Source organism: Ruegeria sp. BB1, assembly GCF_056539465.1.
Map to the genome: position 1 here is coordinate 99,335 of NZ_JBQFVB010000011.1, position 23,310 is coordinate 122,644.

Consider the following 23,310-nt stretch of genomic DNA (forward strand, 5'->3'; position numbering starts at 1 on the left):
GAGGACACCGGATGAAACTGCAGGACCTCGACATCATCGTTACCGCCCCACCTGCGCCGGGCTGGGGTGGACGGTACTGGATTTTAGTCAAAGTGACGACAGATACCGGGATCACCGGCTGGGGGGAATGTTATGCTTCATCCGTCGGTCCCGACGCGATGCAGCACGTGATCCGGGACGTGTTCGAACGGCATATGCTGGGCGAAAATCCCGAAAACATCGAGTTGATGTTCCGCCGTGCCTATTCCAGCGGCTTTACTCAGCGTCCCGATCTGACTGTCATGGGCGCGTTTTCGGGGCTTGAAATTGCCTGTTGGGACATTCTGGGCAAGGATCGTAACCGCCCGGTCTATGCCTTACTGGGTGGGGTGATGAACCAGCGCATCCGGGCCTACACCTACCTTTACCCCCTGCCGCAACATGATCTGTCCGATTTCTGGACTTCACCCGATCAGGCCGGTGAGTGCGCGGCCGAGATGGTACGGCGGGGATTCACCGCGGTGAAATTCGACCCGGCAGGCCCTTACACGATCCGCGGCGGGCATATGCCTGCGATGTCCGATATCTCAATGTCGGTCGCGTTCTGCAAAGCGATCCGCGAGGCCGTGGGGGACAGGGCCGACCTGCTGTTCGGCACCCATGGTCAGTTCAACACCGCAGGCGCAATCCGGTTGGGTCAGGCGCTGGAACCCTACTCTCCGCTGTGGTTTGAAGAACCCACCCCGCCCGACATGATCGAGGATATGGCCCGCGTCGCCCGCAACGTCCGCATCCCTGTCGCGACCGGAGAACGTATGACCACCAAGGCCGAATTCGGCGCGGTACTGCGTACCGGGGCTGCCGAAATCCTGCAACCCGCCCTTGGCCGCGCTGGTGGCATATGGGAGATGAAGAAGGTCGCCGCCATGGCCGAGGTGTTCAATGCCCAAATGGCACCGCATCTATATGCCGGACCAATCGAGTGGGCCGCAAATATCCATCTGGCCGCGTCGATCCCAAATCTGTTGCTGCTGGAGACCATCGAAACGCCTTTCCACGATCAGCTGATCAAAGGCACTTTGCGTGTCGATGATGGTTTCGTGACCGCCCCAACCACACCCGGCCTTGGGATCGAGGTGGACGAGGACCTGGCCCGTGCGCATCCCTACACCGGCGACGGGCTGCATTTGCAAATGCAGGAAGAACCTTGCGACTATGTCAACGGCAACGCCTTTCAAGGGGGTGCACCAGCGACCGAGGGGTGACAACCAAACCGGTTTCAGGGCATATTGGTCCAACCCTATTGCGAACAAACAGGCTGCGTGTGACCCCCAAAGCCCAAGACACCGAAGGCGCACATTCTGAAAACCCCGCGGACATGAAAGAAAGCGCCGCGCGGGCTGCGGCGTTTCTGAAAACACTGGCCCATGAAGGCCGGCTTATGATCCTGTGCCATCTGGGCGACGGCGAAAAATCAGTGGGTGAGTTAGAGGATCTGCTGCAAATCCGGCAGGCCGCCGTCAGCCAGATGCTGGCTCGGTTGCGGCAGGAACGGCTGGTGTCCACGCGAAGAGACGGCAAGACCATCTATTACTCGCTGCAGGACGGCAACACCGCGCAGGTCATCGGGCTGCTTTACGAATTGTTCTGTAAGCCCAAGATCTAGTTCGAAACGTACCCAGCGATCACCTGCATCAGCTTGAATGCGGTAGCGGCATCGTTTTCGACCACCGCCAGGAATTCCTCTTCCCCGATCCGCAAGCAGGACAGTTCCGTCTCGGCAATCATGCTCAGGGCGCGGGGCTCCTTGCGGATCAGCCCCAGTTCCCCCACCAGTGCCCCCGGCCCCACCTTTGTGATCAGTTGATCCGGGCCTTCCATCTGCGGCAGGTACAGCCCGGCCTCGCCTTCAAGCACCACATAGGCCCCATCGGTGGGTTGGTCATCTTTCAGAAACACAACCTCGCCCGGCTTGGCATCGAACCAGCGCGCACCAAAGGCCAGCAGGCGCAACTGCCTGCGGTCAAGACCGGAAAACAGCGGCGTCTGTTCCAATGCGCGCAGCTTGCGCGCCAGATCGGCTGAGGCGGCGCTATCCTCTTCCACGGCATCATACCCTCCGTCTGAGACCACACGACCTTGCCGGATTTCGACAAACATGTCGAATACATCCGGATTTTCGAACTGGTCGTTCAGATAGATGACTGTCGTGTCGGGCAGCAACTGACGCAGGTTTTTGTAAACAGCAACTTGTGTCGCCATGTCATAGCTGGCGAGCGCGTTTTCCAGGATCAGGATGTCCGGCTTTTTGATCGTCGCGCGGGTAAAGGCCAGTGGTTCGGCAAAAACGGCGGGCAAGTTCTGACCACCGATTGCGACCGGGACGTCATAAATCAGTTCGACCACCAGCGGGCGCGCGCCGTTTTCGTCCAGCACATCGACAATCAGCTTACGCGCCTCGTCCGAACGACCGCCTCCGATCTGACTGACTTTGCCGAACAGGGCGTTTTCCATAACGGTCAGACCCGGCGCAAATGCCGTTTTGTCCAGCGAGACGAAAACGTCATGCAACCGCCCCAGCAATTTCTCGGAATGGCTGTGACGTAGTTCGAGGATTCGGTTCTTTAACTCATCGGTAAAGGCAGGCCCAATCTGTTCCGCCGAAATCACGAATGGCACCGCCAGCAGATTGGCCAGTTGTTCGTCATCCAGACCGGATACGCCCTCATTCCTGGTCCGCTCGACCAGTTCCAGCGCGGCCTCATAGGTTTGCGCCTCAAGTCCTAGCTTGCGGAACAGCGGGTGGTCGGTGCCGTCCAGACCAAAGATCTGACGCAGCATCTCGATCACATCGCGGGTCAGACCAACCAGTGTTTCGTCCAACCCCAACTCGCGCAGTTGTCCCAAAAAGACGGTTTGACGCGCCAGCAATTCCTGCGTGACGGGCACACGCGGCGTGGCGAACAGCAGGTTTTCCACCACCGGCAAGGCCGGGTTGTAGGTGTCGCGATCAAACACCAAAGCTTGTTGTTCCAGCCCAGCCTTTTGCACCGCCTGCTGGACCAAGGGGCGCAGCTCGACCAGTTTGCTGGCCAATTCCGGGTGTTCAATCGGATCAAACACTTGCTCTGATCCACGCTGGAACAAAGCCGCCCCCGACCCCATGCCATCGATCAGGTGTAACCACCAATCGCGCAGCGCGTCGGGGCTGTCCAACCCGGCCTGAGACGGGTCAAGCCACTCGGCATCATACGGATCGGCGCTGTTGCCTGCCCGCTGTGTCTCAGCAAAATCCGGGTCGTCGGACTGCGTTGTCAGCGGCCTCTGACGCATCGGCATCATCACATTGTCGCCCAACGTCCCCTGAAACATGACCGGGCGTGACGAGGCGTAGCCGATGCGCGCGGCCACCACACTCTGGTGCAGGTTCGACAGGTTTTCGCCACCAATCTCGACCCGACCCGCGCTGGGCAGGATTTCCCGCGTCAGCAACTCAGCAACGGCGCGCCGGTCCTCTTCGCTGGGGGCCGCAATCCCAACAGTTTGTCCGCCTTTAAAGGTAAGGTTCAGATCATCCAAAACCTGATTGCCATCCATATCCCGAACCGAGACCCGATCCAGCGCGATATCCCCATTCAGATGAGGTCGCGTTTCGGGCTCGCCTTCGAACAGCTTTTCATCGGGCATTCCCGGCGGGGCAAAACGTTCGATCACCACGTCCCAGCGCAGCGACATGTCCTGCGTCTGGTTGTAGTAGGTCAGCAGCTCTTTCCAGGGCGAGCTCAGGTCCTTATACGCCGCCAACGCCGCCACCAGCGCCCCCAATGAGACCGAGCCCTGCAACACCAGAAGTCCGCCAATCAGATAGAACATGAACGGCGTCAGTTGCGAGATGAAGTTGTTGATAAACTTCATAAAGAATTTTTTCTGGTAGATCTCGAAGCGAATGCCATACAGCCGCCCCAATTGATCCGAGATCATCGCCCGGCGATAACGCCAGCCGCCATTGGCCCGCAGGGTCGAGGCCCCGGCGGCATTCTCGCCAATCTGCGCGGCCAGCACGCGAACTTCCTGAATGCGTTTCTTGTTCAGTAAGTTGATCTGACGCTGCAGCTTGGGAATCAGCCACGCCTGCAGCGGTATCAAGGCCACAGCGGCCAGCCCGAACCAGACGCTTTGCAGGAACAGGAACGACAGGATCGTGATCATCTGTCCCGCCTGCAGAACCGGTTGGCTGATCGCATCGCCCATAAGCCCACCCATAGGCTCGCTTTCGGCGGTGATCATCGACACCATTTCACCCTGGCTGACCCGCTCGAAATACGGTTGAGGGAACCGCAGGGCGCGGTTGATCAGCTGATAGCGGAACCGGCGCAGCATCCGTTCGCTCAGCACGCCCTTCATGGTATTGATGCGCATCTTCATCAGGCCATGCGCAAGCACCGCCAGTAAGAACGCGCCGCACAGAATAATCAGGAATGTGGTTTGCGGTACCTGATACCCCAGAACATCCACAATCGGGCTGGCTGCACCAATGGCATCGTTGATAATGCGCTTGGGCAATTCCAGTGTCAGATACAGCAGCGGGAACAGCGTTGACGTCACGGCCAGCAGAATTAGCTGATCGCGTTTTGAGTACTTCCAAATAAACCGGAAAATCGAACGTTCTATGGATCCTGCCCCTGTTTTGAATCACCGATCCGATCTTGAAGAAATTGCGGCGCATCCAACACGCTGAATTTACAGCATTCGTGACCACTGACGCAAATAGTTTCCAGTTTGCACATTAATTCGCCATGTGTGATCTAGTTTATTTGCGCCGCACCAGTTTAGCCCCTAGAGTTCGCTTTAGGACGATATCGGGAGAAACAATTTGACCGCCAGCTTGGGCGCAGTGTTGTTGATGCTCTGCTTGTTGCAGATCAAACATATGTTCGCGGATTTCTACCTTCAGACACCCAAAATGCTATCGGGTCGTGGTGAGTATTTTCACTGGGGTCGCGCGCAACATGCCGGCGTACATGTTATCGGATCCGTTATTGTCTTTGTGCTGTTCGGTGCGCCTTGGGCTTTTATTCTTATAATTGCCGCCCTGGAATGGTTCGTACATTTCAACATCGATTTTGCCAAAGCCAGTTATTCTGACAAGAAAAAACTGATGCCAACACAGGCTGCTTTTTGGCGCGCTGCGGGTCTGGACCAGTTGATGCACAACCTGACCTATATCGCGATGGTCTGGGCCTGGGCGAAATTCGCCACCTGATCTGTTGGCCGTTTCAGGCGAAATCTATCAAGGCCGACGCGCGATAGGCTGCCAGCCATTGCTGGTCCAACGCATCAAGCTTGCTAGTGTCGAACCTGTCCGCAACTTCCCAGTACCGCCCCGAAGGCACGTGATAGCCCAGCTCATTTTCAGACTGGACAATGGTCTGCATCGCGTCGGTTTCGGGTAAGTCGTCTCTTACAAGATCACCGATCCCGACAGACGGAAACAGCAGGCGGCTCTCCCCTTTTGACAGCCTGACGACCTGACATCCCTGCTCTGCACCAAACAGCGCCAGGCGCGCCGATTTAGCCTCGAGCGACCGCAAAGTGATATCCGTACGCAAAGGATCAGCCTGACCGGTTCCGTAGAAATGCGTCTTCCCGGTATCCGGGTAGATCATGTCACAGCCGAAAAAGGCCAGCACCGCAGGCCTTAGCGCCGCCAAGGCCCAATAGCCCGCGGTAAACGCCATCGTTCCGCCAGCGTAGACAAACCCACCAAACCCATTTTGCGCCGGTACATAGTCCTGCGCCGTGATGATCCGCTGATGCGGGGCAAGTCCAGTTGGATGGTTTGTTATCGGGAAATCTTCGGGGTGGATCAGAATGTCCCAATCTGGCCGGATGCGCCAGGCGTTATTGATCGCGACAATATGGGTAAAGGGATCGCGCGCCCAGCCTTGCGCGGCCAAGGCGCCGGGCGCGCTGCCCAGTATCAGAACTCGGTTCGATGGTTCAGTCATCCAGGACCCCACAAACGGTTCCTGGAAAGACTAGAGCAGTTTTGCACGCAGGCTAGCCCAGAACCGAAAAACTGCTTTCTTCGTTGATCGGACGTTTACGCGAGTAGAACCCAACATCGATCATCCGCTTGATATAGGGCAGCTCGAACTGCAATGGCTGCGCATCGTGATCCGCCCCACCCTCGCAATAGTTGATCAGGGCCGTCATCATCTTTCCTGCGATCGGCGCGTTCTTGTACTGGTTTCCACTGGTGCCGCAGGCCATGTAGAACCCCGGCAGGCTGGATTTGTCATAGATCGGAATCCAATCGGTCGACGCATCATACAGATCAACCACCCCACGGGTTTTGGACGGGATGCCAAGGCTGGGCACCCGCTGGGCATAGCGCATCGCCTGCGTTGTCCACTGGTCGGTGAAGTCGTGGTTGTAGTGTACGTCATCCTCGCACCACTGATGCGGATCGCATTCGGGATCTTCTGAACCCACGAGGATATGATTGCCATGTTCAGGGCGGCAGTAACACGCGATATCGCTGTCCGACACGATAGTACCGTCATTTTCGAAATCGAATCCCTCGGGCGCGGGGACGTGAACCACTTCCTGTCGCAGAGGGCGGGTTTCGATGGTCATGTCATCCAATACGCCAGCCATCTTGTTGATAATCGCTGATCCTGGTCCAGCGACGTTTACCACGACCTTGGCGTGGATTTCCTCGCCCGAGGCCAGTTTGACCCCGGCCACGCGACCACCTTCCGTCAGAATTTCGACCACCTCGGCCCCGGTGCGCACTTCTGACCCATGCTGTTTGGCGGCATCCATCAGGTTCTGCGCCGACAAGGCCGGGTCGGTAACGTATCCGGCCTGCGGCCAGAACACGCCGCCCTGCATCTTGCGCCCGTTCGGCTGGCCAAATTCCGGGTCCTCCATGCGTTTGGGCGGGGTGAAGCTGTCCAATGAATAAACCGGCAGACGCTCCGTGATTTTTTCAGGCGACCAATCTTCGAACGGGCAATCCAGATCCGCACTGTTTTTCATGTGCTTTTCCAGCATCCCGTTGGCTTCGGTCTTCATCACCAGACATCCGGTTTCACGAAACTTCGCCAGATTGGCATCTGCTGGCAGGCCCAGATATTCGGCCCAGTCGCGCCAATAGTGATAGCCTTCCCACGCAAAGGCCGTGCCATCAAAGGTCGAATAATGCATCCGGATGATCGCGCAGGACCCGGCGGTCGAGCCGTGACCGACCTGAGCATTGCGGTCCAACGACAGAGTTTTCCACCCGGCCTTGGCCATCTCGAACGCGATGGCCGCGCCGATGACACCCGTGCCAATGATAATTGCGTCTGGTTGACTCATTCTGTTGCTCCCTCCCAATAGCGCTTTGAATAGGCACTGAATTCTTCGACTTCTTCGGGCCTGGGTTCGACTCCGGTGAAGACGTAAAGGTAATGCGACACCAGCGACAGCCGCGTTTCCATCGGCTCATTCAACTGCGCCAGATCGTACCCGATTTGCATGTAGTACAACACGCGCGCGCGGGTTTCGGCCTCGATCTCGGGATACCCATACCGCGCGAACATGGCGTGCAACGCCTCAAGCCGCCGCGCGTCCGATTGATCCAGGGCTCGTCGCACCTTGCCTGACTTGCGTGCCCAGTCGCGCACGGCGAAATCCAGCGCCGTATCGAAGAGGTCCGTGTTCACCACGCAGCGATGCACATTGCAAACCGCAGCGGTGATGGTATCGGCAGGTTCTTCGGCCTGCGCAACCAGCGCCGCCGTATTGGTTGCCTGCCAGCGAGCCAGCAGCGCGTCCAGCAATTCCTGCCGGGACTTGAAATACCAATAGAAAGATGATCGCGACACGGCCATCCGCTCGGCCAGGTTCAGAACCTTGATCTGGTCCACCCCGTCCGAGATCAGCACGTCCATCGCCACGTTCAGCCAGTCGTCGCGCGTGACCTTGATGTTGCCGACCAGCGGTTCGGCCTTGGGATCGTCCCTATGCAGGATCGGTTTTGTGTTCATTCAACTCTCCGGCGGTGCGCCGCCTTCAGCCGTACGGCGTGCGATGAAGTCCTGCAAGTCACCCAACCTGTCGCTGTCCCCGGCAGGGGCTTTGAAATCGTTCAGGATGGTCTTCCAAAAGTCCGTTGCACGGTGATTGGCGTCGATTGATCCGCGCTCGGTCCAGGTGCCAAAATTGGCATAGTCATGCACATGGGGCTCGTAGAATTCGGTATTGTAGCGCTCCATCGTCTGGCTGGAGGCAAAGAAATGCCCGCTGGGTTCAACCTCTCGCAGGGCGGTGTCATAACCGATCTCGGCCGTGCCCGCTTGTGCGCCAGCACACAGCTCGGCCACCATATTCAGCACTTCGGCGTCACAGATCATCTTTTCGAACGAGACCGTCAATCCACCCTCCAGCCACCCGGCCGAATGGATAATCACCGTGGCCCCGGCCATCAGACACCCCCAAAGGCCAAACTGATTTTCATTCGCGGCCTGAACGTCGTTTACATTCGACGCCGACCCGGCGGCGGACCGCCACGGAAGGCCCAGATGCCGCGCCAACTGCCCCGCCGCCAGAGACGCCTGGAAATGCGAAGGCGTCCCAAACGCTGGAGCCCCCGATTTCATGTCCACGTTGCTGGTGAAGGTCCCATAACACACCGGCGCGCCGGGATTGGTTAGCTGGGTCAGGGTAACCGCTGCCAAAGCCTCGGCATGAGACAGCGTAATCGCCCCGGCCACAGTAATGGGTGCCATCGCCCCCATTAGCGTGAACGGCGTGACAATCGACATCTGACCGTGGCGGGCAAAGTCGATTAGACCTTGCGCCATAGGGATATCCAACGTCCGCGGACTGTTGGTATTGATGATCGTATAGCTGTGCGGGGTGGCGCGGAATTCATCGTCCGGCAGGCCACGCGCAGTGGTCAGCATCTCAAAACAATCCATCACCTGCGGCGTTCCGCGAGAGTAGAAGAACGGGAACTTGTCAGTCAGCTCCATCTGCGCCTGCGTGGTGAAATAGTGACGCAGGTGGGTCGGCACGTCCTGTGGTTCGACCTGCGGCGAAATCATCTGGAACACATCAAAGTGGTGCGTAAGTTTCAAAAAATCCAGATAGTCCTGCCCCGTCGCAGGGCGGCGCCCCCGTTCCAGATCAGTGGCATTCGGAGCCCCTGCCCCTGGTTGAAACACAAGACTGCCCAGTTCCAGCGTGAAATCACGACGGCGCGCGCCAGCACGGCAATTGATAGACTTGGGGGCTGACGCTATGGCGGCCTCAACGATCTCTCGACCGATGAAGACCATTTCACTGTCTTCTTCCACCCGCGCGCCTGCTTTGTCGAAAATTTGGCGCGCCTCAGGCAGCAGAACCTTGATCCCCAGCTCCTGAAGCGTCCGCAGAGCCGTTTCGTGCATATCGACGATCTGTTCCGCCGGGAATACTTCCATCAATGGAAACGGATTACGCAGCTGGCGGTAATTCACATCGCGACTTGGGGCAGGCGCGGCGTCTGCACCGCGTCCACGACGCCGCCTGCCGCGCTCGGATGTTTGCGAGATCACCATCAGCCCCTCATCGCCTTACCGTTCGGATCGTATGGGGACGGCGCGATCACACGCGCGGGACGTTCAACGCCAACCACATGCACAGACAACTCGGTGCCCGGGGCAGCCTTGTCGCGGTTGACCAAAGCCATTGCCAGCGACTTGCCGGTATAGTGCCCATAGCCGCCCGAAGTTACGAAACCCACTCGGTCTTCGCCCGACCAGATCGGCTCGTACCCGCTGGCGTCAGCGTCCAGCGCGTCTATTTCCAGCGTTACTTGCACTTGCGCCGGGCCGTTTCTGTCACGCTCGGCCAATGCGGCGTCTTTGCCGACGAAATCCTTATCCCAGTCAATCCAGCGATCCATTCCTGTCATCCCCGGCGTGTAGGCCTGGGTGAACTCCGCCGACCAGATACCAAAGCTTTTTTCCAGCCGCGTCGACAGCATCGCGTTGAAGCCGCATTCGCGAATACCTTCATCCTCCCCGGCCTCAAGCAGCATCCGGCGCAGCGCAATATGATCGCCATAACGGCAGTTGATCTCATAGCCTTTTTCGCCTGTCACCGACATACGCGCGACGCGGGCGCGAACAAGGCCGATATCGAATTCATCGCAGCCCATGAACCCAAGACCCGAGATATCCTGTTCCGCCAGTTTCTCGACCACTGCCTGCGATTTCGGCCCTACCACAGCGAAACCGCAATACTCTTCGCCCAGATCACGGATATTGACACCGTCGATCATGTGATCGTCGAACCAGCGCATATGCCAGGCGCGCAGATAATAGCTGCCCATGATCCACCAGGTGTCGTCGCCCCAGTTAAGAACGGTCAGATCCCCTTTGAGCCGCCCGTCCTCGCCCAGCATCGGGGCCAATTTGGCACGGCCCGGCGCGGGGAGTTTCGATGCCATGACCTTATCGAGCCAAACCTCAGCATTGGGGCCGCTGACCTCAAACCGCGAAAAGCCCGAGATATCCAACAGGCCGACGCCTTCGCGGATCACCTTGCATTCCTCGGCCACGATGTCGTGAGCGTTTGATCGTTTGAGCGTCGGTGTTTCCTCAAACCCTTTCGGCGCGAAATACAGCGGCACTTCCAGATCCCAGCTAACACCCCATTTGCAGCCGGCCTCTGTCATTGCGTCATGGGCGGGCGCCATCTTCAGCGGACGGCCCGCGGGCAGTTGCTCATTCGGGTAGGTCATTACGAAACGGCGGGAATAGAACTGCCCGGTGGTTTCGCGGATATAGCGTTTGTTCTGCGCGAAATCACCATACCGCGCCACGTCCATCGGCCATGCATCCGCCTCAGGCTCGCCATGGATCATCCACTCGGCCAATGTTTTGCCAACGCCGCCGCCCTGCAAGAACCCGGCCATCACCGCGCAGGCCGACCAATAACCGCGCTTGCCCGGAACGGGTCCGACCAGCGGGTTACCATCTGGCGAGAAAGTAAACGCCCCGTTTACCCACGTCTTGATCCCCACGTTCTGAATCGACGGGTATCGCTCAAAGCCCAGCGTCAGTTCGTTTTCAATCCGATCCAGCTGTTCTTGGAACAGCTCTTCGCCGTAATTCCACGGTGCGCCGTCCATGGCCCAGTGTTCGTGATCAATCTCGTAGATACCAACAAGGACGCCCTTCTGGTCCTGCCGCATATAGGTGAACCCTTCGAGGTCGACGGTCATCGGCATCTCGAAATCCGCCTGCGCCACTTCAGGCACCGTGTCGGTAATCAGATAGTGGTGTTTAAGCGGCGAGACCGGCAGTTCGATGCCAGCCATGCGGCCCACCTGTTTGGCCCAAAGCCCAGCCGCATTGACCACATGTTCGCAAGTGATCGTGCCTTTGTCGGTCACCACCTGCCAACCATCCGTGGTTTGGATCAGCTCCTCAACCTTGGTTTCTTCGTAATACTCGGCACCACGTTTTCTGGCCGCCGTTGCATAAGCCTGCACCGTGCCGGTCGTGTCGATATAGCCCTCGCGGTCCGCCCACATAGCACCCAGCACGCCGTCGGTGGACATGATCGGGCAACGGCGCTGCGCCTCTTCCGGAGACAGCAACTCGCAATCCTCAATGCCGATAGACTGAAAAATACGGTAGTTCGCCTGCAACCACTCCCACCGTTCGGGCGTTCCAGCCAACGTCAGGCCACCGGTCATGTGCATACCGATATTCTGACCCGATTCCTTTTCAATCTCACTAAGCAGATCGATGGTATACGCCTGCAGCGAGGCCATATTTGGGTCAGCGTTCAACGCATGAACCCCTCCGGCAGCGTGCCAGGAAGATCCCGATGCCAACCGCCGCCGTTCCAGCATCACCACATCCGACCAGCCGAACTTGGCCAGGTGATACAGAACCGAGGCGCCCACAACGCCGCCCCCGATAACCACAACACGGTACTGAGATTTCATCCTGCCCTCCCAACATGGCTTGGGCAGAACGCTAGACCCACTGTTCACTTCTGTCTAGACATTTCTGTACAGTTCTACCCGCACCAGATTGTTCGACGAATTTCTCTGGTTTAAAGCTGCGCGCTGGGCCGTGTGCTGACCTTTTCGAACCAAGTCAGCGTTGCCGAATTTTCCTGCGGTATTCGCGTCTTGATCACTCGGGCAAAGTCAACAAAGACAAATGTTGAGATGTCAGCCAGCGTAAACTCAGACCCGGCGATATAGGGACTTTCCGCCAATCGCCTTTCCAACAGATCGAAAAAATATCCAACCCGCGCGGCACCTCGTTGCGCCAGTTTAGGAATTTGAGCGTGATTCACCGGACCAGGAATCGCCCTGTCGGCAAAGGCGGGATGCGTGTTGCGCAAAGTTTCGGCAATGGGCGCGCCGCCTTGCTGTTCAACGATACTGTTCCACATCAAAACCAGCCCTTTTTCATCCGGGGTGCGCCCCATCAAAGGCGGCTCGGGAAATCGGGCCTCGAGATAGGCCGCGATGCCAAGGTTCTCGGTCAGTGCCGTGCCCTCATCCGTGATCAGCACAGGAAGGGTCGCGTTCGGGTTGATCGCTTTGAACGCATCGCTCAGCTGTTCGCCTTTGCCGATCGAGACCTCGCGGGTTTCGACCTCCAGCCCTTTTTCTGCGATGAACATTCGAGCCCGGCGTGGGTTCGGGGCGGTCTTGCAATCGTAGAACAGCATGGGATGCTCCTGTGTCTCAGCGGCGATAGACGAAGCACCGGCCCTGAACCGCACCGGGCGGCAAAGGCAATTCAGTCAGTTCGTCGAAATACATCCGATCACTGGAGACCATCAAACCACCTTCTGCGAGCAGAGGTTGGATCAACGGTGAAACAAATCTTGCAAAGGCGTCGTTCTTTTCTCGGTTATGCCCGCCAAGGTCCGCGTGGATCAGGCTTGCAGTGGCACCGAAACGCGTCAGCGCGGCGGGCAGCGTTTCGCGCACATCGCCCAGAATCACCCGATCCTCGGGGGGCGTTGAATCTGGGTGGGACGCCACCGCGCGTTCAAACACGTACACGGGGCGGTCTTTCACATATTGCGCCATGTGATGATAGGTCCGCCCATTGCCCAAACCCAATTCAAAGACCGGCCCCGCCATGCCACGCGATTCGGCAATGGCAAAATCCAGACAGGCGCGTTGCGACACCATGCGGTCAATGAACAGATCGAGTCGGCTTTGATCGTCGGGCACGGGGAAATCTCTCCTTGATATCAGTCGATTTGCCAGATGGGGTCGACATGGCCCGTGATCGCAAATCCTCAAGACTTTGTGTAGACAAATTGGTGTCAGTTTCACGTTTCCGCGACATTTCACCCCAAGAACGGGTTTGACTACCCCGCCCCAACCGCGCGAGACTGCGTCAAAAAACACGGGGAGTTGATCAAGCCGATGCCGACCTACGGCCCAACGGGTGGAATACCCGCATGACAGCTTTGTTGTCTGTCCGCGATTTGAGCATCGGTTTTGGTGCGGGCAACCCCGTTGTCAAAGGCGTCAATTTTGACGTCGAGGCGGGGCAGACACTTGCGCTGGTCGGCGAATCCGGTTCTGGCAAGACTATCTCGTGCAGGGCGGCGTTGCGGATTTTGCCACGCACCGCGCAAATTCGCAGCGGGACAATCATTCTGAATGATTCCAAAGGCACAGAGGATCTGACCAAGATTAGCGAAAAGCAGATGCGCGGCATTCGCGGCAACCGCGTTTCGATGATCTTTCAAGAACCGATGCGATCCCTGTCGCCGCTGCACAAGATCGGCAATCAGGTCAGCGAGGTTCTCTGGCTGCACCGTGGCGCCTCCGAGGCGCAGGCCCGCCAAGAAGTTTTGACTCAGTTCGAGCGCGTTGGCTTTCCCGATCCCCAACGTGCATATGATTCTTACCCGTTTGAATTGTCGGGTGGCATGCGCCAACGCGCCATGATTGCGATGGCGATGGTGTCCAAGCCGGAATTGTTGATCGCGGACGAGCCGACAACCGCGCTTGACGTGACGACACAGGCGCAGGTTCTGGGCCTGATCAAGGAATTGCAACGCGAAACCGGCATGGCACTGATCCTTGTCACCCATGATCTGGGCGTGGTCGCCAATATGGCAGAACAGGTCGTCGTCATGCACAAGGGCCGTGTGATGGAATCCGGGGCCGCCGCCCCGATCCTGACCTCACCCGCGCATCCTTACACGCAGCAATTGTTCAACGCCGCACCCGAGATTCCGGACGAAGACTCAGTTGGGATACCGATGCCCGACGAGGATCTGATCCTACAGATCAAGAACGTCTCAAAAACTTACACCTTGCGATCCAGCAAGGGTTGGAAGGGTGAACAACTGATCCATGCCTGCCGTGGCGTTGACATGAAGCTCGCACGCGGCAAGACGCTGGCCGTGGTCGGCGAAAGCGGCTCGGGCAAGACCACGGCTGCGCGTATCGCGTTGGGCGCCGAACTTCCCGATCCCGGCGGCGAGGTTCTGTTCCGCACCTCGCCAACCGAAGACCCTATTACCGTCCACCACATGACCCGCGCCCAGCGCACTGCGTTTCAGCGCAAGGCGCAAATGGTGTTTCAAGACCCCTACAGCTCGCTCAGCCCGCGCATGCGCATTCAGGATGCGATGACCGAGCCGTTGGAGATTCACAAGATCGGCACCGCATCTGAACAGCGTGACAAAGCCGCCGAGATGCTGCTGCGGGTTGGGCTGAACGCCGACATGCTGAAACGCTACCCTCATGCCTTTTCTGGTGGTCAGCGACAGCGTCTGTCCATTGCCCGCGCCATGATGCTGGACCCGCAGCTGATCGTGTGCGACGAACCTACATCGGCTTTGGATGTCTCGGTTCAGGAACAAATCCTGACCCTGCTGGAAGATTTGCAGGACAGTCTGAACCTGTCCTACTTCTTTATCTCTCACGACCTTGCCGTTGTGGCGCGCATTGCCGACGAGGTTGCCGTGATGCGCCGCGGGCTGGTCGTTGAACAGGCCCCGCCCGAGACCCTTTTCTACAATCCCCGCCACCCGTACACCAAGGCGCTGATTGCCGCCCAGCCAGAACCTGACATCAACCGCCCAATCGACCTGAAATTGGTTGCTTTGGGCGCAGGTTCGCCGGACAGTTGGGATGACGCCTTCCGATTTACTGACTCCGTGATACCTTCGCTGGTAGAGATGGAACCCGGCCATAAGGTACGATGCCATGTTTAAGACCACTCGCCCCCTGCTTCTGGCTGCCACGCTGACGGCTGCGTGGATGCTGCCCGCCTCGGCGGAAACACCCACCCCAAAGGAAAGCGGATTTTGGGAAAGTGAGGTGAGCGCGGGCAATCTGCCACCTGTTCAGGATCGCCTTCCCGATGAACCGCTGGTTGTCGATCTGGCGGCGAAGGGGCGTGAATTTGGAACGCCAGGCGGCACTTTGCGCACTATGGTCACCCGGTCCAAGGACATCCGCCAGATGGTTGTCTATGGCTATGCCCGGCTGGTGGGTTTCAACGAGAATTACGAACTTGTACCCGACCTGCTCGAGTCCTACGAAAGCGAAGACAACCGCAAGTTTACCCTGAACCTGCGCGAGGGGCATAAATGGTCAGACGGATCGCCGTTTACATCCGAGGATTTCAGGTACTGGTGGGAAGATGTCGCAAATAACGAGCTGCTCAGCCCGTCCGGCCCGCCCGATTTTCTGATCGTCGAAGGCAAAACGCCAACGGTGAGTTACCCCGACGAAACAACCGTAGTTTTCGAATGGGAGGACCCGAACCCGGATTTCCTGCAATCACTGGCACAGGCGCGCCCGCCCTTCATTTACCGACCGGCTGCATTTCTGAAGCCGTATCACGAGAAATATGCAGATCCCGAAGAGATGGCCGCGTTGGTTGAAGACAACCGCGTCAAAAGCTGGGCGGCACTGCACAACAAGCTGGATAACCTTTATAAATTCGACAACCACGAACTACCCACACTTCAGCCATGGCTGAATGCCAGCTCGGGCAAGAAAATCCGGCACAACTTTGTGCGCAACCCCTATTACCACCGCATCGACAGCAACGGTGTGCAGTTGCCCTATATCGACGTGGTCGAGATGGAGATTGTCGCCCCCGGTCTGGTCGCAGCAAAAACCAATGCCGGTGAAACCGACCTGCAAGGGCGTGGTCTGGCGTTCCGCGATGCGTCGATCCTGAAAAAGGGCGAAGAGGTCGGGAACTACAAGACACGGCTGTGGAAAACCGGTGTCGCGTCGCAGATCGCAATCTATCCGAACCTGAACTTTGCTGATGACGGTTGGCGCGACGTTCTACGCGATGTCCGCGTGCGCCGTGCCCTGTCACTTGCCATCGACCGCAAGACGATCAATCAGGCGCTGTATTTCAAACTGGCCCAGCCCGGCGCGATGTCGGTTCTGCCTGCGTCACCGTTCTATGATGAGGAAAACGCTCAGGCCTGGGCGCAATATGACATCGAAATGGCCAATGCCCTACTAGATGAGGCCGGATTGACCGAGCGGGACAAGAACGGCATCCGCATGCTGCCCGATGGCCGCCCGATGGAACTGATCATCGAAACTGCCGGTGAACGGCAGGAGGTCGAGAACGCGCTGCAGATCGTCACCGACACCTGGCGCGAGATTGGCGTCGCTCTGGTCATGCGACCGCTGGATAGGGACATCTTGCGCAACCGCGTTTTTGCTGGAAACACAATGGCTTCGGTCTGGTTTGGCTGGGATGACGGTATTCCGCAGGCCCACACCTCGCCCGCTTATCTGGCTCCGACCGATCAGGTCTTTCTGGCCTGGCCCAAATGGGGTCAATTTTATCAAACCGGTGGCGACGCAGGCGAAGCCCCCGACATGCCCGAGGCAGAACGCCTGATGCAGTTGGCCCATGATTGGGAGGTCGCCACCAACGACGCCGATCGCAAGGCAATCTGGACCGAGATGTTGAGCATTCATGCCGAACAGCTATTTGCCATCGGCATTCTGAACGGCGCACCGCAGCCTGTGGTGGTGTCGAACCGCCTGCGCAACGTGCCCGAACAGGCCATGTGGGCATGGGAGCCCGGCGCCCATTTCGGCATTCACCGGCCGGACGAATTCTTCTTCGCCGACTGATCAGGAGCAGCTAAATGGTCATGCTGCGCTATGCGGTGTATCGCTTTTTCACGATGCTGCTGACTCTGTTGGTGGTCTCGGTGCTGATCTTCGTGATCATCAACCTTCCGCCCGGAGACTACCTGAGCAATCAGATCGCCGAATTGCAGGCTTCCGGCCAGTCTGCCGGCGTGGCCAAGGCGGAATTTCTGCGTGCGGAATATGCGCTGGACCGGCCCGTCTGGGAACAATATCTGATCTGGATGGGATTCTGGCCCGGCCCGCACGGGTTCGAGGGGCTTCTGCAGGGCAACTATGGTTGGTCCTTCGAATTCGACCGCCCCGTGGCCGAGATTGTAGGCGATACCCTGTGGTTGACCGTAGTGGTCAATCTGGCCGCCATCCTGTTCGTCTACGCCGTCGCGCTGCCGCTTGGTGTCCTTGCTGCTGCCAAGTCCCGGACGTGGATCGACTATACGTCGGCTTTTGTGGGGTATCTGGGTCTGGCCACGCCGAACTTTCTGCTTGCGCTGATCCTGTTCTATTACGGCCACCGTTACTTCAACCTACCCATCGGCGGCTTGATGGACCCATCCTTTGAAGGCCAGCCGATGAGTTGGGACAAGTTGAAGTCCATTCTTGTCCACCTGATCGTCCCGACCTTTGTGATCGGCACCTCGGGGGCTTCGGCCATGATGCAACGCTTGCGTGCCAACATGCTGGACGAGTTGGGGAAACCCTATGTGGAAACCGCAATCGCCAAAGGGATGGCCCCGTCGCGGATGCTGGCGAAATACCCGCTGCGCGTGGCGTTCAACCCCTTCGTGGCGGATATCGGCAACCTGCTACCCTCGATGGTGTCCGGCTCGGTTTTGGTCTCGGTTGTTCTTGGCCTGCAAACCATCGGCCCGACCCTTCTGACGGCACTGAAAACGCAGGATCAGTTCCTGTCCGCCTTTATTCTGATGTTCGTGGCCTTGCTGACTCTCATCGGCACCATGATATCTGACATTCTGCTGGTCATGCTTGACCCGCGCATCCGGTACGAGGGGCGTGAAGCATGACCCAACATCCCGATGGTCGCTATGTCGACGACGCCCCCTATGACCCGGACGCCGCCCTGCAACAGCTTGAGCGTGCCGATCTGGACGCGCCAAACTGGGTGCTGGTTTGGCGCAAGTTCAAAACTCACAAGCTGGGCTTGATCTCGGGCATTTTCCTGCTGCTGTGTTATCTGATGCTGCCTTTCGCAGGGTTCATCGCGCCTTATGGTCCGAATGAACGCAACGGAGAGCATCTTTATGCGCCGCCGCAAAGCGTCAACTGGTTCTATGAGGGCAAATTCATCGGCCCCCATGTCTTTCCCATCGTTGCCGAGGCCGATCTGGAAACCTTCCAATGGAAATTCGTACCCGACCTCGAAGATCCGCGCCCGATCAAGTTTTTCTGTGAAGGGTCGGAATACAAACTGGCTGGCCTGATCAAATCCGACACTCACCTGTTCTGCGCGCCCGAAGGGGCCACGCTGTTCCTGTGGGGGTCGGACCGTCTGGGCCGGGATGTGTTCAGTCGCATTCTCTACGGCGCGCAGCTGTCGCTGACCGTAGGTTTAATCGGCATCTCGGTGTCTTTCACCCTTGGAATTATCTTCGGTTCAATGGCCGGCTATTTCGGCGGCAAGATCGACTGGGTGATCAACCGGGTCATTGAAATCCTGCGCTCTTTGCCTGAACTACCCTTGTGGCTGGCCCTGTCCGCCGCGGTGCCTTCGAATTGGAGCCCGGTGGCGGTGTTTTTCATCATCTCGATCATCCTCGGCATCCTCGATTGGCCCGGTCTGGCCCGATCCGTGCGCGCCAAATTCCTGTCGCTGCGCGAAGAGGAATACGTGCGCGCCGCCGAGATGATGGGCGCAAGCTCGGGCCGCGTGATCCGCAAACACCTGCTGCCCAACTTCATGTCCCACCTGATCGCATCGGCCACTTTGTCGATCCCGGCGATGATCCTTGGAGAAACGGCGCTCAGCTTCCTTGGCCTTGGGCTGCGCGCTCCTGCGGTCAGCTGGGGGGTGATGCTGAATGACGCGCAGAACCTGGCCTCGATCGAGATATATCCGTGGACGGCAATTCCAATGCTGCCAATCATTGTCGTTGTACTGGCGTTCAACTTCCTGGGCGACGGATTGCGCGACAGTCTGGACCCGTACCAGCAATGAGCCTGATTTCCGCCCTCCCCGCCGCAGACAGCTACAAGTCGACCGGGAAGGGCGCATGGTCCAGCGCGTTTGCTGTATCCGAACTGGCAACCGCCAGTTTCGCTGCCGTTGGTCAAGAGTTGGCGCGCCTGATCACAGCAATGAACCTTGCCCCCACAACGCCTGAGATATCGGTCAATCATCGTTTGGCTTCGCTGTGGTACGGGTCTTCGTTCAAACCAGACGGGTGGGAGATGCCCAGCCTCTGGGACCCAATCGCCGGGGATTATCAGGCGTCGGATGGCTGGATCAGGCTGCACACCAATCTGCCCTCCCACCGGGCAGCGGCGCTGAAGGTGCTGAAAGCGCAAGCCAACCGGGACGCAGTTGCACAGGCTGTGAAAGACTGGTCCATCGCCGATTTAGAAACCTCGGTTGTGGCCGAGGGCGGCGCGGCCGCCGCGATGCGCGGTCGGACCGAATGGCTGGAACACCCGCAAGGGCGGGCGGTGTCGCGCGATCCGCTGATCGGATGGCACAGCCCGCGGCATATCACGCCGCGCGACCGTCCCGAGGCAACGGCTCGACGTCCGCTGGCAGGCTTGCGCGTTCTGGACCTGACGCGTGTTCTGGCCGGACCGGTCTCGACCCGTACGCTTGCGGGGTTCGGTGCCGAAGTTCTGCGCATCGACCCGCCCGGATGGGATGAGCCGGGTGTCATTCCGGGTATTTCACTGGGCAAACACTGCGCCTATCTAGATCTGAAATCGCCAGCCGGTCTGAAGAAGCTGGAAGACCTGCTGGCGCAAGCAGATGTCTTCATTCATGGCTACCGCCCGGGTGCGCTGGATGCGCTTGGACTGACCAAGATAAAACGTGATGAACTGGCTCCCAACCGAATTGAGGTCACTCTGAACGCTTATGGCTGGCAGGGGCCGTGGTCCAACAGACGTGGTTTTGACAGCCTCGTACAGATGAGCGCTGGCATCGCAGACGCGGGTCGCGCTTGGGCCAAGGCCGAAAAACCCACCCCTCTGCCGGTTCAGGCGCTGGATCACGCGACAGGCTATCTGATGGCTGCGACGGTCCTGTCAGCACTGGCCGAAGCCGCGTCTGCAAACTCCATCATGCTGGCGCAGCTGTCCCTGGCCCGCACAGCGGAACTACTGGCTGCGTTGGCAAAATCCGAGCAGGACGAAGAGATCACAACCCCCACAACTTCCGATTACGCACAAGAGATTGAAGCTTCCGGCTGGGGCCCCGGCCATCGCCTGAAACCGGCTTTGTCCGTTGGCCAGGCCCATATGTCATGGCCTCTGCCAGCCGCGAAGCTGGGCACATCCCAACCTATCTGGCCTTCGCTGACCACCTGAGCCAACCGCCGCGCGGTACGCGCGGCCCGGCCCAACACTTTGGGGGGTTCTCGTCAGAGACGCATCCCAAGGGGGCGGGAGCCTTCCCTAGCGATCATCCCCGCCGGGGCCGATATCGTCCAGATAATCCTCATCAATCGCCGCCTGCACCGCGCCGGTCACGGCTTCACGCTGCTTCGGCGTCAGATCCTCGGGTTCTTTGCCTTCGGCCAGCCGCACGGTGACTTCGCGATGAGCAAACTTGATCCCTTCGCGTGCGAATAGCTCGCGGATATCTTGATAGACTCTCTTGCGCACCAGCCACTGGTCACCGGGTTTGGTCATGAACTTGACCCGGATGATCATCGCGGAATCCTGCATCTCAATCACGCCCTGCGATTTCAACGGCTGGATAAAGTTGTCGCCGATCACGGGGTCGCTCAGCAATTGCTGACCCAGCTTCTTGATCAGCTTGCGCACCTTTTCAACATCGGTGTCATAGGTCACACGCAACGGCAATTTCATGATCACCCAATCGCGGGAATAGTTGGTCAGCACCTTGATCTCACCAAAGGGAATCGTGTTCAGCGCGCCCAGATGGTGACGCAACTGGAATGAACGAACCGAGATTTTTTCAACCGTCCCCTTCACATCCCCGATGTCGATGTATTCTCCTTTACGAAAGGCATCATCCATCAGGAAGAACGCCCCCGAAAAGATATCGCGCACCAGCGTTTGCGAGCCGAACCCAACAGCCAGACCTACCACCCCGGCACCGGCAAACAGCGGGCTGACATTAATCCCCAACTCCATCAACACGATCAAAACGATGGTAACGACGACAACGGCCAGGATCGCCCCACGGAACAGGGGCAGCAGGGTCGCCAGACGGCTTTGCCCGCCTTCGCCGCCTTCATCGCCCAACTCGGCCTCTTCGCCGCCATCATCGGTTTCTTCAGCAATTTTCGAGTCGATCCAGATGCGGAAGAAGTGGAAGAGAATATAGCCGATGAACAGGATGACCATCACATCCAGCGCACGCTCGACCGGCAAGTCCTCGCTCCAGCTGGCTTCGGGGTTCCAGATCACCACCAACGCATAAAGCCCGACCACAAAGGCCAAAATCCCTGCCACGCGACGGGCCAAATCCTCATATGTCAGGATCGAATGTTGGCGCAGTTCCGCCTCGGGTGTCTCGACGGCTTCATCATCCTCTTCCGTGGCCGCCGCATTCATGTCTTCCATTTGGCGGTTACGGTCAAAGTAACGCTCCAGCAGGTAATTCATTGCTCCGTAGGCCACGACCACAGACATGAAAATCAAATAGCTGCTGGCCACGATCGGCAGAGAATTCTCATTCTCAAGCACCAGATCCACCGCCAGCTTGAACCAGCTGAATACGATATAGACAACCAGCACAGGCGCCCACGCGAATGAGATGAACCGCAAAATCCACGACACTTGGTCCGGTGCGCGCCCGCCGCGAATGGCATTCGAAATGGCGCGCGCATTGAACATGATCATCAACAAATTACCCAGCGCGCCCAACATGGTCAGGCCACCATAGACCAAGGCATAGACATTGTAGTTCAACCCAAAATCCGCCACCCAAGTGGCGAACAACACAACCGAGATGTCGTAGGTCGCCAGCGCCGACGCCCAGAAATACAGCCGCTTTGCGTCTCGATCTGAGAAGGGCGGCAAACGGTATTGGCTCAGATAAGGGGACAGAACCATCCGCCACAGGTCGGATATCGTGCGCGACAGGAAAAACGCCGTAAAGATCGCAGTGACCGTAAACTGAATCGAGATATCTTCGGCTTCACCAAAGAACAGGTACCCCACGATCAGCGCCATCAGCATCGCAAAGATCGTGCCCCCGATCCCCATGAAAAACCGGAACACCAAAAACGGCATTTTCTCCCGATAGCCCTGCGGGTTTTCCTTGGACCGTGCCACAACCAGCTTTTTGGCCATGCGCTTGCCGTAAATCTCGGTGGACAGCCAGCGCCCCAGCAGCAGAAACAGAATGTTCCACGCCAGAACCTCGACATAGGTCTGAATGCGGCCATCCGGGCTGGTCTGCCGCAGGACGTACTGAACTTCGAAAATAGAATAGGGCAAAGCCTCTAGGCGCGATTCCATGGACTCGCGGAACTTTGAGAACCTTTCCTGCGCTTTCATCAGTTGCGATCCGTCGCCCATCGGCCCATGCGCGTCCTCGGCCGAGGCATCAGCACCTGGCTGACCGCCCGAAGACACAACCTGCCCCGCGCTGTCGATGACAATTATGCTGGCGCCGGCCTCGGTTGCCGCCTTGATCGCGGCAGCCAGATCACCATCGGTCCCAGTTTCGGCCTCAGACTCTGAGGTATATCCGGGGATCAAAGGGACTTGCGCCGATGCCTCTGTGACGAAGGCCGCAGCAAACGCCCACAGGATCAGAGCCATTCCAGCAATTAGTCTGAGTTTCATCAATTTTTCTGTCCAAGTCGTATGTTGCATCGCAGGTTACAGAAGCGCCTGAGCGTATTCAAATATTCAGCGTTTCACGGCTCAAGTTCGTGTCATTTCGTGTTTCGGCTGCAATGCAGGCGACAAGAGTGTTTGCAACCTTGGAAAAACTGAATATGACCGACCCAGTAGTATGA

Annotated in this window: 17 protein-coding genes; 8 read left to right on the forward strand and 9 right to left on the reverse strand. The window is 58.2% G+C overall.

Going from position 1 to position 23,310, the window contains the following annotated elements:
- Nucleotides 1-11 precede the first annotated feature (11 nt).
- Both ACR0AL_RS18995 and ACR0AL_RS19000 read left to right on the forward strand, forming a co-directional pair.
- Complete coding sequence (locus ACR0AL_RS18995) at nucleotides 12-1,244, forward strand: mandelate racemase/muconate lactonizing enzyme family protein (RefSeq protein ID WP_480664276.1); 1,233 nt, start codon at nucleotides 12-14, stop codon at nucleotides 1,242-1,244.
- Nucleotides 1,245-1,357: 113 nt separating this feature from the next.
- A complete protein-coding gene (locus ACR0AL_RS19000; protein ID WP_170351829.1) occupies nucleotides 1,358-1,645 on the forward strand; it encodes an ArsR/SmtB family transcription factor in 288 nt (95 codons plus the stop codon).
- Here ACR0AL_RS19000 and ACR0AL_RS19005 read toward each other — a convergent pair.
- Nucleotides 1,642-4,638, reverse strand: coding sequence for an ABC transporter transmembrane domain-containing protein (locus tag ACR0AL_RS19005; RefSeq protein WP_170553786.1), 2,997 nt, complete (start codon nucleotides 4,636-4,638; stop codon nucleotides 1,642-1,644). The two genes, ACR0AL_RS19000 and ACR0AL_RS19005, sit on opposite strands and share 4 nt — an antisense overlap.
- Nucleotides 4,639-4,882: 244 nt before the next feature.
- Here ACR0AL_RS19005 and ACR0AL_RS19010 point away from each other — a divergent pair, with 244 nt between their 5' ends.
- The gene (locus ACR0AL_RS19010; RefSeq protein WP_425081593.1) at nucleotides 4,883-5,242 is read left to right on the forward strand and encodes a DUF3307 domain-containing protein; all 360 of its coding nucleotides are present in this window, start codon (nucleotides 4,883-4,885) and stop codon (nucleotides 5,240-5,242) included.
- Between the two features lie 13 nt (nucleotides 5,243-5,255).
- Here ACR0AL_RS19010 and ACR0AL_RS19015 read toward each other — a convergent pair whose 3' ends face one another.
- From ACR0AL_RS19015 to ACR0AL_RS19045, 7 genes are all read right to left on the reverse strand, one after another.
- Nucleotides 5,256-5,987, reverse strand: coding sequence for a hypothetical protein (locus ACR0AL_RS19015; protein ID WP_170351791.1), 732 nt, complete (start codon nucleotides 5,985-5,987; stop codon nucleotides 5,256-5,258).
- Between the two features lie 52 nt (nucleotides 5,988-6,039).
- Complete coding sequence (locus tag ACR0AL_RS19020) at nucleotides 6,040-7,344, reverse strand: NAD(P)/FAD-dependent oxidoreductase (RefSeq protein WP_480664278.1); 1,305 nt, start codon at nucleotides 7,342-7,344, stop codon at nucleotides 6,040-6,042.
- Complete coding sequence (locus tag ACR0AL_RS19025; protein ID WP_170351793.1) at nucleotides 7,341-8,015, reverse strand: TetR/AcrR family transcriptional regulator; 675 nt, start codon at nucleotides 8,013-8,015, stop codon at nucleotides 7,341-7,343. Before ACR0AL_RS19025 ends, ACR0AL_RS19020 begins: the two co-directional genes overlap by 4 nt.
- Nucleotides 8,016-9,569: a trimethylamine methyltransferase family protein gene (locus ACR0AL_RS19030; RefSeq protein WP_480664279.1), complete on the reverse strand. Its 1,554-nt coding sequence runs from the start codon at nucleotides 9,567-9,569 to the stop codon at nucleotides 8,016-8,018.
- A complete protein-coding gene (locus ACR0AL_RS19035; protein ID WP_480664281.1) occupies nucleotides 9,569-11,971 on the reverse strand; it encodes a GcvT family protein in 2,403 nt (800 codons plus the stop codon). The genes ACR0AL_RS19030 and ACR0AL_RS19035 overlap by 1 nt, the downstream gene beginning before the upstream one ends.
- 110 nt (nucleotides 11,972-12,081) lie before the next feature.
- Nucleotides 12,082-12,711: a glutathione S-transferase family protein gene (locus ACR0AL_RS19040; RefSeq protein ID WP_170351796.1), complete on the reverse strand. Its 630-nt coding sequence runs from the start codon at nucleotides 12,709-12,711 to the stop codon at nucleotides 12,082-12,084.
- Between the two features lie 16 nt (nucleotides 12,712-12,727).
- Nucleotides 12,728-13,183, reverse strand: coding sequence for a class I SAM-dependent methyltransferase (locus ACR0AL_RS19045; protein ID WP_254428615.1), 456 nt, complete (start codon nucleotides 13,181-13,183; stop codon nucleotides 12,728-12,730).
- A gap of 275 nt (nucleotides 13,184-13,458) precedes the next feature.
- Here ACR0AL_RS19045 and ACR0AL_RS19050 point away from each other — a divergent pair, with 275 nt between their 5' ends.
- From ACR0AL_RS19050 to ACR0AL_RS19070, 5 genes are read left to right on the forward strand one after another with little or no spacing between them, the layout of a single operon-like run.
- Nucleotides 13,459-15,231 (forward strand): ABC transporter ATP-binding protein, encoded by a 1,773-nt coding sequence (locus ACR0AL_RS19050; protein WP_480664283.1) that lies wholly within the window; start codon nucleotides 13,459-13,461, stop codon nucleotides 15,229-15,231.
- On the forward strand, nucleotides 15,224-17,134 hold the full coding sequence (locus ACR0AL_RS19055) for an ABC transporter substrate-binding protein (protein ID WP_480664285.1): 1,911 nt from the start codon (nucleotides 15,224-15,226) through the stop codon (nucleotides 17,132-17,134). Before ACR0AL_RS19050 ends, ACR0AL_RS19055 begins: the two co-directional genes overlap by 8 nt.
- A gap of 14 nt (nucleotides 17,135-17,148) precedes the next feature.
- Nucleotides 17,149-18,177 carry an ABC transporter permease gene (locus tag ACR0AL_RS19060; RefSeq protein WP_170351800.1) on the forward strand — a complete coding sequence of 343 codons (1,029 nt, stop codon included), beginning with the start codon at nucleotides 17,149-17,151 and terminating at the stop codon, nucleotides 18,175-18,177.
- Entirely contained in the window at nucleotides 18,174-19,328 is a 1,155-nt protein-coding gene (locus ACR0AL_RS19065) for an ABC transporter permease (RefSeq protein ID WP_170362473.1), read from the forward strand. Before ACR0AL_RS19060 ends, ACR0AL_RS19065 begins: the two co-directional genes overlap by 4 nt.
- Nucleotides 19,325-20,680, forward strand: a complete 1,356-nt coding sequence (locus ACR0AL_RS19070) for a CoA transferase (RefSeq protein WP_480664287.1) — start codon at nucleotides 19,325-19,327, stop codon at nucleotides 20,678-20,680. The genes ACR0AL_RS19065 and ACR0AL_RS19070 overlap by 4 nt, the downstream gene beginning before the upstream one ends.
- 87 nt (nucleotides 20,681-20,767) lie before the next feature.
- Here the strand turns inward: ACR0AL_RS19070 and ACR0AL_RS19075 are convergent, their stop codons facing one another.
- Nucleotides 20,768-23,134, reverse strand: a complete 2,367-nt coding sequence (locus ACR0AL_RS19075) for a mechanosensitive ion channel family protein (RefSeq protein WP_170351803.1) — start codon at nucleotides 23,132-23,134, stop codon at nucleotides 20,768-20,770.
- Nucleotides 23,135-23,310 lie beyond the last annotated feature (176 nt).